Source organism: Dactylosporangium sp. NPDC049742 (genome assembly GCF_040674675.1).
In the GTDB taxonomy this organism is placed as follows: Bacteria; Actinomycetota; Actinomycetes; order Mycobacteriales; family Micromonosporaceae; genus Dactylosporangium; species Dactylosporangium maewongense.
In genome coordinates, this window is record NZ_JBFANF010000008.1 from 18,244 (window position 1) to 31,508 (window position 13,265).

Annotated in this window: 12 protein-coding genes; 5 read left to right on the forward strand and 7 right to left on the reverse strand. The window is 72.8% G+C overall.

The features are described 5' to 3' along the window. Nucleotides 1-40: 40 nt before the first annotated feature. Complete coding sequence (locus AB0J72_RS12855; RefSeq protein ID WP_363398112.1) at nucleotides 41-853, reverse strand: OmpA family protein; 813 nt, start codon at nucleotides 851-853, stop codon at nucleotides 41-43. A gap of 69 nt (nucleotides 854-922) precedes the next feature. After that, nucleotides 923-1,186, reverse strand: coding sequence for a hypothetical protein (locus AB0J72_RS12860; RefSeq protein ID WP_363398114.1), 264 nt, complete (start codon nucleotides 1,184-1,186; stop codon nucleotides 923-925). A gap of 113 nt (nucleotides 1,187-1,299) precedes the next feature. Here AB0J72_RS12860 and AB0J72_RS12865 point away from each other — a divergent pair, with 113 nt between their 5' ends. Continuing rightward, nucleotides 1,300-2,187 (forward strand): polyphosphate kinase 2 family protein, encoded by an 888-nt coding sequence (locus AB0J72_RS12865; protein WP_363398116.1) that lies wholly within the window; start codon nucleotides 1,300-1,302, stop codon nucleotides 2,185-2,187. A 2-nt stretch (nucleotides 2,188-2,189) separates the two neighbouring features. Here AB0J72_RS12865 and AB0J72_RS12870 read toward each other — a convergent pair whose 3' ends face one another. Together AB0J72_RS12870 and AB0J72_RS12875 are read right to left on the reverse strand one after the other, a co-directional pair. Next, nucleotides 2,190-2,624, reverse strand: coding sequence for a PLDc N-terminal domain-containing protein (locus AB0J72_RS12870; protein WP_363398117.1), 435 nt, complete (start codon nucleotides 2,622-2,624; stop codon nucleotides 2,190-2,192). A 128-nt stretch (nucleotides 2,625-2,752) separates the two neighbouring features. Next, nucleotides 2,753-5,536, reverse strand: coding sequence for a ricin-type beta-trefoil lectin domain protein (locus tag AB0J72_RS12875; protein WP_363398119.1), 2,784 nt, complete (start codon nucleotides 5,534-5,536; stop codon nucleotides 2,753-2,755). Between the two features lie 261 nt (nucleotides 5,537-5,797). Between AB0J72_RS12875 and AB0J72_RS12880 the strand changes: the two genes are divergently transcribed. Both AB0J72_RS12880 and AB0J72_RS12885 read left to right on the forward strand, forming a co-directional pair. Next, nucleotides 5,798-6,145 carry a hypothetical protein gene (locus AB0J72_RS12880; protein WP_363398121.1) on the forward strand — a complete coding sequence of 116 codons (348 nt, stop codon included), beginning with the start codon at nucleotides 5,798-5,800 and terminating at the stop codon, nucleotides 6,143-6,145. Between the two features lie 67 nt (nucleotides 6,146-6,212). Then, nucleotides 6,213-7,925, forward strand: a complete 1,713-nt coding sequence (locus tag AB0J72_RS12885) for an MOSC and FAD-binding oxidoreductase domain-containing protein (RefSeq protein ID WP_363398123.1) — start codon at nucleotides 6,213-6,215, stop codon at nucleotides 7,923-7,925. An 8-nt stretch (nucleotides 7,926-7,933) separates the two neighbouring features. On the opposite strand, the gene AB0J72_RS12890 is transcribed toward AB0J72_RS12885, so the two are convergent. Both AB0J72_RS12890 and AB0J72_RS12895 read right to left on the reverse strand, forming a co-directional pair. Next, on the reverse strand, nucleotides 7,934-8,464 hold the full coding sequence (locus AB0J72_RS12890) for an N-acetyltransferase (RefSeq protein WP_363398125.1): 531 nt from the start codon (nucleotides 8,462-8,464) through the stop codon (nucleotides 7,934-7,936). 153 nt (nucleotides 8,465-8,617) lie between these two features. Continuing rightward, nucleotides 8,618-9,565 (reverse strand): NADP-dependent oxidoreductase, encoded by a 948-nt coding sequence (locus AB0J72_RS12895; protein ID WP_363398127.1) that lies wholly within the window; start codon nucleotides 9,563-9,565, stop codon nucleotides 8,618-8,620. Between the two features lie 50 nt (nucleotides 9,566-9,615). Between AB0J72_RS12895 and AB0J72_RS12900 the strand changes: the two genes are divergently transcribed. Together AB0J72_RS12900 and AB0J72_RS12905 are read left to right on the forward strand one after the other, a co-directional pair. Further along, on the forward strand, nucleotides 9,616-10,236 hold the full coding sequence (locus AB0J72_RS12900; RefSeq protein ID WP_363398129.1) for a helix-turn-helix domain-containing protein: 621 nt from the start codon (nucleotides 9,616-9,618) through the stop codon (nucleotides 10,234-10,236). A 7-nt stretch (nucleotides 10,237-10,243) separates the two neighbouring features. Further along, the gene (locus AB0J72_RS12905; RefSeq protein ID WP_363398131.1) at nucleotides 10,244-10,903 is read left to right on the forward strand and encodes a DUF6518 family protein; all 660 of its coding nucleotides are present in this window, start codon (nucleotides 10,244-10,246) and stop codon (nucleotides 10,901-10,903) included. A gap of 81 nt (nucleotides 10,904-10,984) precedes the next feature. On the opposite strand, the gene AB0J72_RS12910 is transcribed toward AB0J72_RS12905, so the two are convergent. Further along, the gene (locus AB0J72_RS12910; protein ID WP_363398133.1) at nucleotides 10,985-13,240 is read right to left on the reverse strand and encodes a glycoside hydrolase family 3 N-terminal domain-containing protein; all 2,256 of its coding nucleotides are present in this window, start codon (nucleotides 13,238-13,240) and stop codon (nucleotides 10,985-10,987) included. Nucleotides 13,241-13,265: the final 25 nt, after the last annotated feature.

Here is a 13,265-nt window from a genome sequence, read left to right on the forward strand (position 1 = left end):
GAACGCGGCCGCCGCCGGGACCACCGGCGGCGGCCGCGCATCACTTCGGCAGGCGGATGACGAGCTCGACGCGGCGGTTGAAGGCGCGGCCGGCGGTGCTCGCGGAGCCGTCGGTGTTCTTCTCCTCGACGAGGGGCTGGGTGCTGCCGAGGCCGACCGCCGTGACCGAGCTGGCCGAGACGCCGTGGCCGGTGAGGTACGCGCGGACCGTCTCGGCGCGGCGCTGGGAGAGGGTCTGGTTGGCGGAGGCTGAGCCGGTGGCGTCGGTGTGGCCGCGGACCTGGATCGTGCCGTTCGGGTAGAGCTTGTTGATGACCTTGATGGTGTTGTCGAGGGTGTCGGTGCTGCCGACGTCGGCGCTGCCGGTGGCGAAGAGGGCGTCGCTGTTGAAGGTGACGATGTAGACGTGGACGCCTTCGGGGGTGCGGGCCTCCAGGATCGAGCCGGAGACGCCGGTGAGGTCGACGTCGGGGCCGGGTAGGCGGTACAGGGAGTCCTTCACGAGACGGGTGTCGTTCTCCGGGTCGTGGGCGTTGCCGATCTGGCACGGGATGCGCAGGACGAGGCCGGCGCCGAAGTCCTGGGTCGCGCAGGTCGGGTCCTTCTGGCCGTCGCCGTCGTAGTCGTCGAGGCCCGGCTGGGCGCCCGGCGGCAGCGACGCGGGCGGGTCCTCGGCGCCGGAGGACGCGGTGTCCTCGGTGGTCGCGGGTGCGGCCGTGCCGGTGGTGGGGCTCGCGGCCGGCGAACCGCCGGAGCCGCAGCCGGTGAGCAGCGCGGCGGCGAGCAGCAGCACGCCGGCGACCGCGGCCGGCAGGGGCAGGGCAGCGGTGGTGTGACGCCGGGCAGTTCTCATGGCGCGGAGCGTAGGCACCCGACTGGGGCGGCGCCCGTCACAGGCGGGTAGCCGACACCCACGCGTCACTCAGTCGGGTGCCGGGAGGCATCCGCCGTCGGCGATGCCGCCGCCCGCGTCGACGTTGAGCTGAAACTGGTCCCCGGGATCCGAGGTGGCCGAGGCGGACGGGGCGGCGGCAGCAGAGGGGGAGACCGCGGCCGCGCAGGCGGCGACGAACCGGCTCGGCGCCGACGGGGTGACCTGGCCCGCCGAGCCGGCGGTGCCCGATGCCGCGCAGCCCGCGGCGGCCAGCAGGACGGCGAGCGCGAGCGGTGCGAGTCCCCGTTGCACGAAGACGACTCTATGCCACTTCCCGGGTGAGGCGCGCGGGCGATCGGCGTCGCCGGGCGGTTGGCGGGCTCGGCCATGGGTACGAACGGCGCTCTGAACGAGAGGTGAGCACCATGCCGCACGACCGCATCGCCGAACTCATCGCCCCGCTGCGGGTCCGTCCCGGCTCGAAGGTGCGCCTGCCGAGTGACTTCGACCCCGGGTACACCGGCGACCTCATCGACAAGGCGGCCGGGACCGAACTGTTGCAGCGCGGCGTCGCCATGCTCGCCGACTTCCAGTCGCGGCTCGCCGCGCAGCACACCAACGGGCTGCTCGTGGTGCTGCAGGCGCTCGACGCGGCCGGCAAGGACGGCACGATCCGGCACGTGATGAGCGGCGTCAATCCGCAGGGCGTGCGGGTGCACAGCTTCAAGGTGCCGTCGGCGGAGGAGCTCGACCACGACTTCCTGTGGCGGTACGCCACCCGCCTCCCGGCCCGCGGCGAGATCGCCATCTTCAACCGGTCGCACTACGAAGAGGTCCTCGTGGTGCGGGTGCATCCCGAGCTGCTCGACCGCCAGCGGCTGCCGTCGCAGGCCCGCACGGGCGCGGTGTGGCGGCGCCGGTTCCAGGCCATCAACGACTTCGAGCGGCACATCACCGACAGCGGATTCAGGATCGTGAAGCTGTTCCTCAACGTGTCCAAAGAGGAGCAGCGCAAGCGGCTGCTCGCCCGCATCGACCGCCCGGAGAAGAACTGGAAGTTCTCCGCCGCCGACCTCCGCGAGCGCGGGCACTGGCGCCAGTACCAGCAGGCCTACGCCGACATGCTGACGCACACCAGCACCGAGCACGCGCCGTGGCACGTGATCCCGGCCGACCACAAGTGGTTCTCCCGCATCGCCGCCGCGGCGGTCATCGTCAACGCGCTGGACGGGATCGACCCGCAGTACCCGGTCCTGGACACGCGGGCGCGCCGCGAACTCCAGGAAGTCCGCAGCGCGTTGGAAACTGGATGAGGTCAGACCGTCTGGCGTGTGGCGGCGCCGTTGGAGCCGAGCAGCGACGCCTTGGCCCGCTCGTACTCGCGGTCGGTCAGCACGCCGCGCTGCCGCAGGTCGGCGAGCTTCGCGAGCTCGTCGGCGCTGGAGGCGACCCGTGGTGTCGCGGGAGTCTCGGCAGCGGCCTCACGCACGTACTGCCGGAACTGGGCCTCGTGCTGCTGCGCGCGCTGCATGGCCCGGTCGTTCATCGACCGACCCCGGGCGATCAGGTAGGTCAGTGCGCCGATCCACGGCAGCACGATCAGGAATACGGTCCAGGCGGCCTTGCCCCAGCCGGACACGGTCGGATCCCGGAAGAGATCGGTGATGATGCTGACCATCAGCCAGATCCAGGCGAACACGAGCATGAACCACAGGGTCGACAGCACGACTTCGCCGAACGAGACGTCCATTGCCTACCTCCGAAGGCTTCTCACCCGGGGTTAGTCCCGGTCCCTTCAGCGTGAGCCGGTAGGGGGAAGAGTCCATCGCCCTCGGAGGGTGAACGGGGGCCGCGGCGGGACCGCGGCCCCCTGCGCGATCAGGCCGGGACCACCCATCGCTGGCTGGCCACGTTCGCGTATTCCCAGATGTGGATCTGCGTGCCGTCGGCGGAGGCGCCGCCGAGGGCGTCGAGGACCTTGCCGGACTGCGGGTTCAGGATCGAGCCGTTCGCCTGCGGCATCCAGACCTGGGAGCCGGTGCCGTTGCAGGTCCACAGCTGGACCTTGGTGCCGTTGGCGGTGCCGGCGTTGTCGACGTCGAGGCACTTGCCGAGCGCCTGGTACGTGTTGCCGACCCGGCTCCAGCGCTGCGCGTTGGTCCCGTTGCACGTCCACAGCTGGATCTTCGTGCCGTCGGCGGTGCCGGCGTTGTCGATGTCCAGGCACTTGCCGGCGATACCCGTGATCGGGCCGGCCGAGGTGCCGGTCTGCGAGTACACCTCCAGCTCGTACACGCGGGCGTAGGCGTCCGTGGTGGTGAACCGCACGTACCGGGCGGAGGCCGCGGCGAAGTTGTGCGTCGTGATGTTCGCCGTGTTGCCGGTGACGGTCGCGCGGGTCGTCCACGTGGTGCCGTCGGTGCTGGTCAGCAGGTTGAAGTTGCTGCTGTTCGCGACGTTCTCCCGGCCCGCGCCGGCGTGCCGGACGACGATCTGGCCGACCGTCTTGGCGGCGCCGAGGTCGACCTGCAGCCACTTGTTCGCGCTGTTGGAGCACCACTTGTCGGCGGTGCCGCCGGAGACGGTGCCGTTGACGGCCTTCGCCGGGCTCTCCGCCGCGATGCAGGAGCTGTCCGCGGTCGCGGCCGCGTTCAGCGCCAGGTTGGCGACGGTGGCGCCGCCCGGGATGGAGTTCAGCGTGTACCACGCCTCGGTGTTCCACAGCGACAGCCCGCTGCTCGAGCTGAACGGCCGCGGCGACCGCATGTGCACGACCCGGCCCGGCTTGCGCCCCGACACGGTCAGCGAGACCTTCTTGCCGTCCGCGGACAGGGTCGCGGCGGTGACGGTCAGGTTCTCCTCGTCGACCTTCGGGCCGCCGTAGGCGGAGGTCGGCTCGTACCGCCACTGCTTGAACTTGTACTTCGAGACGAGATCCGTCGCGGTCGCCGCGGACAGCGGCTGGGTGTACTCGATCTCGAACCCGGCGGCGGTGGCCCGCATCGCGAGCATGTCGAACACGGCGGTGCCGTTCGGGGTCAGCTTCTGCAGGCCGAAGAGCAGCTTGCCGGACTGGCCCCAGTTGCCGCCGGCGCCGAGCCCGCCGAGGTAGATCGCGCCGTCGGGGCCGATGTTCACCTCGGAGATGCCGGCCTCCAGGCCCTGCGTCATCCGGAACAGCGCGCCCTGGTACTCGCCGTTGACCTTCTCCAGATACGCGCGCTGCAGGCCGCCGTACGTGACGTCACCGATGAGCAGCTGGCCCGCGTACACGCCGGTGGGCATGACGATCGGAGTGCTCGGCGAGTTCGCGATCTCGTTCTGCGGCATGTACAGCACCGGCGGCGTGACGGCGTTGTAGTCGAACGGGCCGGCGGGGGTGTTGTAGTGGTTGAAGAAGCGGCCGGGCTTGATCTGCACCAGCTTCGACGAGGGCAGCCAGCCGCCCTGGTTGTCGGTGACGAACAGGCCGTTCTCCGGGCCCCAGCCGATGCCGTGCGGCGTGCGGAGGCCGCCGGCGACGTACTCCACGGCGCCGGTCGCCTTGTTCACCTTGATGGATGTGCCACGGTTGGCCACGGGCTGCGGGACGGTGCTCGCGCCGCCGTAGTCGATCGGCACCGACAGGCTCAGGTAGAAGTAGCCGTCGCGGTACAGCAGGCCGAACGCGAACTCGTGGAACGCGCCGCTGAACGGCCAGGTGGCGACGGTGTTGTACTGGTCGGCGACCTCGTCACCCGTGGTGTCGACGAGCGCGGTGAGCTTGCCCTTCTCGCTGACGTACACGATGCCGTCGACGATCTTGAGCCCCATCGGCTCCTTCAGGTTGCCGGCGAACTTCTTCCTGGTGACGTTGCCCGGGCTGGTCGCGCCGCCGGTGTTGCCGAGGATCCAGACCTCGCCGGCCTGCGACGTGCCGGACTGGTCGTTGCCGCCCCAGGTGCAGATGACGAGGCGCCCGTCGGGCAGCCAGTCCATGCCGGTGACCTTCGGCTCGAAGCCGCTCGGGCGCAGGTTCGTCAGCGTGAACCCGGGGTGCACCGAGGTCAGCGGCAGGCCGTCGCCGGGGGAGTCGCCGGCGCCCTCGCACTCCTTGCGGCCGGGCGCGGTCACCCGCACGACGCCGGCGTCGGTGCTGAGCACCGAGTTGGGCACGAGCACGAACGCCGACGAGCCGGGCGTCTTCCACTCGAGGGTGATCTGCTGCCCGCCGTCGCGCTCGAAGTGGTCGATGCGCAGCGCGTGGTAGCCGGTGGTGAGGGTGACGGTGCCCTCCTTCGGCGGCGTCGCGCCGTGCAGGCCGTCGTGGTTGATGACGGTGGCGCCGTCGATCGCCAGGCGGGAGCCGTCGTCGCTGCTGAGCCGGAACGTGTAGCTGCCGGCGGTGGCGATGTTGACGTTGGCGATGACCTGCGAGACGAAGAGGTTGTCGAATCCGAAGTCGGCCGGGGTGGTCCAGTTGATCGTCGGCATCAGCTTGTCGACGTTGGGGGTCTGGCCGGTCTTGAGGGTGCAGAGGGCGCTGAGCGGGGTCTGTACGTCGTAGACGCGCAGGGTCACCCCGGGCTCCTGCGCGGGGAGCGCGCTGGCGGGCGCGGCCCAGACTCCGATGGCGGCAACGGTAGCGGCGACAGTGGCGGCGGTGAGGAACCTGCGCACCATGCTTCCTCCTGAGGGGGTTGGAAGCGTCTCGATGGCGGTCGGGACGCGAAGCAGGCGGGCCTATCGACGCCGACGACTGGACCACCTCGCCGGAAGATTAGGCAGTTCCCATCGACATGTCCATACCTTTCGACGTTCTCAGCAAAAGTTTGTGACCTCGCTACAGAAGGCGACCGTTTTGCACCCGAAGCCCGCGTTAGCGGCCCGGGAGCGCTGGAAACCGTAGGCAGCGACAACCCCTCAAGATCCGGAGGTCGCGCCATGCGGTTCCGTCTTCGCGCCGCCCTGTCCCTCGCGGCCGGCACCGCGCTCGCCGGCGCCGGCGCCACCTCCTCCGCGTTCGCGGCCCCGCCGGCGGTCTCCGAGCAGGACCGGGCGTTCGCCACGGCGGTGGGGCGCGGCGGCGCGTTCGAGCTTGTGCCGACTGTTCCCGCTGTGCCGACCGTGCCCGCTGTGCCGACGGTCCCCGTTAATCCAACAGTGCCGGTAATTCCTACGGTGCCCGTGGTGCCGACCGTGCCCGTCGGGCCTACGGTGCCTGCCGGGTCCGCGGTGCCGGTCGGGCCGGCAGTGCCCAGAGGGCCGGTGCTTCCCACGTCGGCGGGTTGAGCGTCGAGGTCGCGCGTCACCCCCTTGGGAGGTGTCGCCGGGCCACGGGACCGCTAGCGTCGGTCCCGTGGCGACGCTGGTGTCCGTGAACGTCGGCCTGCCCAAGGACGTCGCGTGGCAGGGCCGCACCGTGCACACCGGCGTCTGGAAGGCGCCGGTCGACGGGCCCGTCATGCTGCGCCGGCTCAACCTCGACGGCGACGGCCAGGGCGACCTCGCGGGCCACGGCGGCGAGCAGCGGGCCGTCCTGGTCTACCAGCTCGCCTCCTACCGGTACTGGAGCGAACACCTCCGGCGCGACGACCTGACGCCCGGCATCTTCGGCGAGAACTTCACCGTCGACGGTCTGCCGGACGACGAGGTGTGCGTGGGGGACAGGTTCCGGGTCGGGGGCGCCGTCGTCGAGGTGACCCAGCCGCGGGTCACCTGCTACCGGGTCGGGCTGCGCCTCGGCGAGCCCCAACTGCCGGCCCTGCTCGTCGCGCATCACCGCCCCGGCTTCTACCTGCGGGTCATCGCCGAGGGCGAGGTCCGCGCCGGCGACGACATCGTGAAGGTCGCCGACGGTCCGGAGCGCGTCACCGTCGCGGCGGTCGACGCGCTGCTCTACCTGCCCGGCCACGACCGGGCCACCGCCGCCCGGGCACTGCGGATCGAGGCGCTCAGCCCCGGCTGGAAGGCCTCCCTGCAAGCCCTGCTCGACCAGCCCGGCGACGAAGGCAACGCGGGCCTCGCCGCGGTCGCGCCCCCGCCGGCCTGGCCCGGGTTCCGCCCGCTGCGGATCGCCGGCGTCGAGCGCGAGACCGCCGACGTCCTGTCGCTGCGGCTGGAAGCGCCCGACGGGAGCCCGCTGCCCGCCGCGGCAGCCGGCCAGTTCCTCACCCTGCGCCTGGCGGCCGGCCTGGTGCGCAGCTACTCGCTGTCCGGGGTGCCGGGCGGACCCTCGTACCGCGTCAGCGTGAAACTCGAGCCCGACGGCGCCGGCGGCCGCTACCTCCGCGACCACGCGCGGGCCGGTGCCACCGTCGACACCGCCGCACCCCGCGGCACGTTCACCCTCGACCGGTCGGACCGTCCGGTGCTGCTCGTCTCCGCGGGGATCGGCGCCACCCCGCTCCTCGCCATGCTCCACGACCTCGCCGCCCGCCACGACGGGCGCCCCGTCTGGTGGCTGCACGGCAGCCGGGACGGCGCCGCCCACGCGTTCGCCGCCGAGGTCCATGCGCTGCTCGGCGAGCTGCCGTCGGCGCGCGAGGTGATCTGCTACAGCCGCCCCCGCCCGCAGGACCTGCTCGGCGGCGCACGGGAGGGCCGCCTCGACGCGGCCGTCCTGCGCGGGCTGGACCTGCCGCCGTCGGCGGTCGCCTACGTCTGCGGGCCGGCCGGGTTCATGGACGACGTCACGACCGCCCTGTCCGCGGCCGGTGTCGCCGACATCCACCGCGAGCAGTTCACCTCCCTGGCGGCGGTGACGCCAGGTGTACGCGCGTCCGCGGCCGGACCGCCCCGGTCACGCCCGGGCCCCGGCTCAACCGTCACGTTCGCGCGCAGCGGCGTCACCGCGGGCTGGACCGGCAGCGACGGCACCCTGCTGGACCTCGCCGAGACCTGCCGCGTCCCGGTCCGCTGGTCCTGCCGGACCGGCGTCTGCCACACGTGCGAGACCGGCCTGCTGTCCGGCGATTTCGCCTCGAATCCGGAGCCCGTCGACCCGCCCGCCGGCGGCACCGTGCTCATCTGCTGCGCCCGCCCGCTGACCGACGTGGTCCTCGACCTCTAGCGACGAGCTCAGGAAACGGCCGGCCGTAGGTCCAGCATCATCAGCACCTTGTCGTAGCGGCGCTCGCCGACAGCGACGAAGCGGGGCAGCCGCCCGTACACCTGGAAATCCAACGACTGATAGAGGTGCAGCGCGTTGTGGTTGTCGCCGCGGGCGTCGAGCGTCAGGACCTCGATCCCGGCGCGGCGGGCGTCGTCGACCAGCGCCACGGTCAGCGCCCGGCCGATGCCCCGCCCGTGGACGTCGGCAGCGACCGCGATCTTCTGCAGGTCGGCGTTCGGGCGGTGGGTCGGCCGGGCGTACCGCAGCCAGTAGCCGAGCCCGACGAGCCGGTCGCCGTCGTACGCGGCCCGCAGCGCCCCGTCCCCGTCCGCCACCGCCGCCGCCACCCGCCCGAACAGCTCCGCGACCTCGTCCACGTCCGGCGGCTCGACCCACCCGAGCGCCGCTCCGCCGGCGACGAGCCCGGCGAGGATCCCGTGCGCCGCCGTGACGAACGCGTCGTCGACGACCGCGGGCCGGGTGCTCGGCTCAGCCACGGAACGCCAGCAGCACCTCGGCCGGCCCGGCACGGAACGCCCGGTTGGTCTCGTCGTGCCGGCCCGGCAGGGTCTCGATGAGCACGACGGCTCGCACTGGTGCAGACATGCGGCGGAGCCTAACCAGCCGCCCCGCGGGGCGGCCAGCCGGTTTCAGTGGACCAGGACGATCTTGCCGCGGGCGTGCCGGGTCTCGCTCAGCTCATGGGCGGCCGCGACCTCGGCGAGCGGGAACGCCGCCGCGACCGGCACCCGCAGGCGGCCTTCGGCGGCGGCCAGGACCGCGATCGGCAGCGCGTGCACGGCCAGCGGATCGGCGGTGCCGACGGTGTTGCGGGTGGCGTCCGCCGGGGCGCCGTGCGACAGGTGGACGCCGTGGGCCGCCGCGGTGAAGTCGGCGATCGTGACCACGCGGGCGGGGTCCCCGGCGATGGCGACGAGGTCGGGCAGCGCCCCGCCCGCGCAGTCGAACACCGCGTCCACACCGCCGGGCGCCAGGGCCCGGACCCGGTCGGGCAGGCCCGGGCCGTACGTCACCGGCTCGGCGCCGAGGGCGCGCAGGAAGTCGTGGTTGTGCGCGCTCGCGGTGCCGATGACGGTGGCGCCGCGGGCGGCGGCGAGCTGGACGGCGACGGTGCCCACCGCGCCCGCCGCGCCCTGCACGAGGAGCGTGTGGCCGGCGCCGACCGCGAGCCGGTCCAGGACCCGCACCGCCGTCTCGACGCTGCCCGCCGCGCCGCCCGCCTCCGCCCAGCTCCACGCGGCCGGCTTCGGCGCCCAGGCGGTCAGGACGGCGTGGTCGGCGTTGGCGCCGCGGGTCGTCATGCTCACCATGCCGAAGACCTCGTCGCCGGCCCGCACGCCGGTGACGCCGGCCCCGACCTCGTCGACCACGCCCGCCGCGTCGAAGCCGGTCCGGCACGGGAACGTCGTCGGCACCATGTCCCGCCAGCGCCCGGAGCGGATGGTCACCTCCCCGGGCGAGATCCCGGAGGCCCGCACGGCGATCCGGACCTCGCCGGGCCCGGCGTGTGGCGCCTCGACCTCGGTGACGTGGACGACGTGGGGCGGCCCGTACTGGGTGAACTGCACTGCTCGCATGCCGCCCGACGGTAACGGACCACCCCGTCCGTTTCGTTAAAGTGAGAGCGGTGACGGTACAAGTGAAAGCCCGGCTGCGGTCGGACGCCCGCGACAACCGGGGCCGCATCCTCGCCGTCGCCCGCCTCGCGTTCGCCGCCGACGGGCTCGACGTGCCGATCCGCGAGATCGCCCGGCGCGCCGAGGTCGGGCCCGCCACGGTCTACCGGCACTTCCAGACGAAGGAGGCGCTGCTGACCGAGGCGTTCGCGGAGCAGATGACGACGTGCTCCGCGGTCGTGGCGGAAGGGCTGGCGGCGGCCGACCCGTGGCGCGGCTTCTGCCACGTGATCGAGCGGCTCATGGAGCTGCACGCGCTCGACCGCGGCTTCGCCCGGGCGTTCACGTCGGCGCTGCCGGCGTCGGCCGGCCTCGCCGCCGACCGCGACCGCACCCTGCGGCTGCTGCTGGACCTCGTCGCGCGGGCGAAGGCGGCGGGCCGGCTGCGCCGGGACTTCGTCCTCGAGGACGTCAGCCTCGCCCTGATGGCGAACGAGGGCATCCGGGCCGCCACGCCCGAGCTGCGGGTCGCGGCGTCGCGCCGGTTCGCGGCCCTGATGCTCCAGTCGTTCCAGGCGGACCCGGTCGCGGCGCCGCTGCCGCCACCCGTCAGGTTGCCGCTGTCCCGATAATGGCTCCATGGGGGAGCGGTGGGGCGCGGCCGTCGGATGGGCGCTGGCGGTGGGTGGCGTGCTCGGCTTCGCCTCGTTCGCCGCGGACCTGCTCGACGGCGACCTGCGGACGGTGCTGCAGCTGGCGGCCAGCACCGGGTTCGCGTGGGGGTACGCCGCGTTCGTCGCGGCCTTCCCGGCCCGGTCCATGCGCACCGCCGTCGCCGCGGCGGTCGTCGTCCTGGCCACGGCGACGGTCGCCTATTACGCCCTGAACCTCGCCTCGGACCGCTGGCGCGCGCAGGGCCTCCTGCCGGTGCTGACGGCGATGGCGTACTGGCTGCTGCTGTCCGTCGTGGGCGGGACGGTGCTCGGCGCGCTCGCCCACCTGGTGCGGTCCGACCGGCCCCCGGTGGCCGCGACCGCCGCCGGGCTGGCCTGCGGCCTTCTCGCGGGCGCCGGCATCCAGATCGTCGCCGATCACTTCGTCACCGGAGACTTCGGCGGGATGGCCCTGGCCGAAGGCTTCGCGCAGGCCTTCGCCGGCGTCGCGGTCACGGTGTGGATGTTCGGCCGCCGCCGGGGCCCCCGGGCATGGCCGAGGTTCGCCGTTGTCGCCGTCGTCGCCTGTACTGCCGCGGCCGCCGCCTGGGACGCCGTCGAGTCCGTCCAGGTCGCCGGCTTCTGACCCCTGTTCTTGTGAGCCGGAAGACTTCTTGTCGTCAGAGCGGCAAGAAGCCTTCCGGATCATGCCGGACGGACGGGTGGCTCAGCCACGCACCGATGCGCTGACGTTGAAGTCGGCGCGGAGCAGGTCCTCGTCCCTCGACGACGTCCCGACCAGCAGCTCGAAGGCGCCCGGTTCGACCACCCGTACACCTGCCGCGTTGACGAACGTGCAGGAGGCGACCGGCAGCTCGACGGTCACGTCACGCCGCTCGCCCGGGGCCACGTGCACCTGGGTGTAGGCCTTCAGCTCCTTGTCCGCCCAGGTCGCCGACGTGATGGTGTCGCTGACGTAGACCTGCACCGTCTCCAGCGCCGGGCGGGTGCCGGTGTTGTGGAGGGTCACGGTGGCCCGCAGCGTGTCGGCGGCGGTCACCTCGGTCTGCTCGATGCGCAGGTCGGTGTACTCGACGGTGGTGTAGCTCAGGCCCTGCCCGAACGCGAACGCCGGGCGCTGCGTCAGGTCGGCGTAGCGGCTGCCGTGCTGGCCGCGGACCTGGTTGTAGTACGTCGGCTGCTGGCCCGAGTGCTGGGCGAAGGAGATCGGCAGGCGGCCGGTCGGCTCGATGCCGCCGAGCAGCAGCTCCCCGATCGCCTGGCCGCCGCGCATGCCCGGGTTGGCCGCGAAGATGATCGCGGCCGCGTTGAGCGCCGACGGCGGCAGCACGAGCGGCTTCGAGCTCATGAGGACCACGATCAGCGGCGTGCCGGTGGCGGCGAGCGCGTCGAGCAGGGCGACCTGCCCGCCGATGAGCTCCAGGGTGGCGGTCGACTTGCCCTCGCCGACGAGCTCGATGTGGTCGCCGACGACCGCGACCACGTAGTCGGCCGTCTCGGCGAGCGCGACCGCCTCGGCGATCATGGCCGGGTCGGGCGCGCACGGGTGCACGACGTGCGGGCGGGGCTGGCCGTCGGGGAAGAACTCGCCCTCCGGGTCGGGGCCGACGGTGAGGATGTCGGCGCCGCGGGCGGTGGTGACGGTCCAGCCCTCGGGCACGGCGGCGCGCACGCCGTCGAGCACGGTCTGGGTCAGCTCGCGCGGGTGGCCGTCGGGCAGCCACTCGGTCTGCCCGGACGCGCCGGCCCAGTCGCCGAGCTGCGCGTGCTGGTCGTCGGCGTTGGGTCCGACCACGGCGACGGTCTTCCCCGCGCCGGACATCGGCAGCGTGCCGTCGTTGCGCAGCAGCACCAGGCTGCGGCGGGCGATCTCCAGGTTGACCGCGGCGTGCGGGCCGCACCCGATCACGGCCGCCTGCCGGTCCGGGTCGGGGTGGCGCGGCTGCTCGAACAGGCCGAGCTCGAACTTCAGCGTCAGGATCCGGCGTACGGCCTGGTCGATGTCCGACTCGTCGAGCATGCCCTTGGTGACCGCGTCCTGAGCGCCCTCGAAGAAGCCCGGCGTGGTCATCACCATGTCGTTGCCGGCCTTGACGGCGGCGGCCGAAGCGGAGGCGTAGTCGACGTGGATCCGCTGCTCCCACACCATCCGGCCGACGTTGTCCCAGTCGGTGACGAGGGTGCCGGTGTAGCCCCACTCGCCGCGCAGGACGTCGTCGAGCAGCCAGCTGTTCACGGTGATCGGCACGCCGTCCATCGACTGGTAGCCGAGCATGAACGTGCGGCAGCCCTCCCGGGCGACCCGCTCGAACGGCGGCAGGAACCACGAGCGCAGCTTGCGCGGCGACAGGTCGGCCTCGCTGGCGTCGCGGCCGCCCTGCGTCTCGGAGTAGCCGGCGAAGTGCTTCGCGGTGGCCAGGATCGCGGTCGGGTCGGCCAGGCCGTCGCCCTGGTAGCCGCGGACCATCGCGGAGGCGAACTCGCCGATGAGGAACGGGTCCTCGCCGAACGTCTCGCTGATCCGGCCCCACCGCAGGTCGCGGGCGATGCACAGGACGGGGGAGAAGGTCCAGTGGATGCCGGTGGCGGCGACCTCCACGGCGGTCACGCGGGCGACCCGCTCCACGAGCTCCGGGTCCCAGGACGCGGCCATGCCGAGCTGGGTCGGGAAGATCGTGGCGCCGATCCAGAACGAGTGGCCGTGGATGCAGTCCTCGGCGACCAGCAGCGGGATGCGCAGGCGGGTCTTCTCCACGAGCGCTGTCGCCTCCAGGACGCGCTCCGGGGAGGCGTGCAGGATCGAGCCGGCGTGCATGTCCTCGACGAGGTGGCGGACGCCGTCGCGCGCGTTGAGCTGCAGCATCTGCCCTACCTTCTCGGGCAGCGTCATGCGGGCGAGCAGGTCGGCGACGCGCTCGGCGACGGCGAGGGAAGGGTCGAGGTAGGGCAGAGGGGCTGGCACGGAGTTCCTTTCACGCTGGTCCGCA

Bases quoted from the DNA above. Each gene is read 5' to 3' on its own strand.
- AB0J72_RS12880 (WP_363398121.1), top strand. From the start codon at position 5,798: ATGCGGTTCCGTCTTCGCGCCGCCCTGTCCCTCGCGGCCGGCACCGCG.
- AB0J72_RS12855 (WP_363398112.1), bottom strand. From the start codon at position 853: ATGAGAACTGCCCGGCGTCACACCACCGCTGCCCTGCCCCTGCCGGCC.
- AB0J72_RS12895 (WP_363398127.1), bottom strand. From the start codon at position 9,565: ATGCGAGCAGTGCAGTTCACCCAGTACGGGCCGCCCCACGTCGTCCAC.
- AB0J72_RS12865 (WP_363398116.1), top strand. From the start codon at position 1,300: ATGCCGCACGACCGCATCGCCGAACTCATCGCCCCGCTGCGGGTCCGT.
- AB0J72_RS12875 (WP_363398119.1), bottom strand. From the start codon at position 5,536: ATGGTGCGCAGGTTCCTCACCGCCGCCACTGTCGCCGCTACCGTTGCC.
- AB0J72_RS12870 (WP_363398117.1), bottom strand. From the start codon at position 2,624: ATGGACGTCTCGTTCGGCGAAGTCGTGCTGTCGACCCTGTGGTTCATG.
- AB0J72_RS12905 (WP_363398131.1), top strand. From the start codon at position 10,244: ATGGGGGAGCGGTGGGGCGCGGCCGTCGGATGGGCGCTGGCGGTGGGT.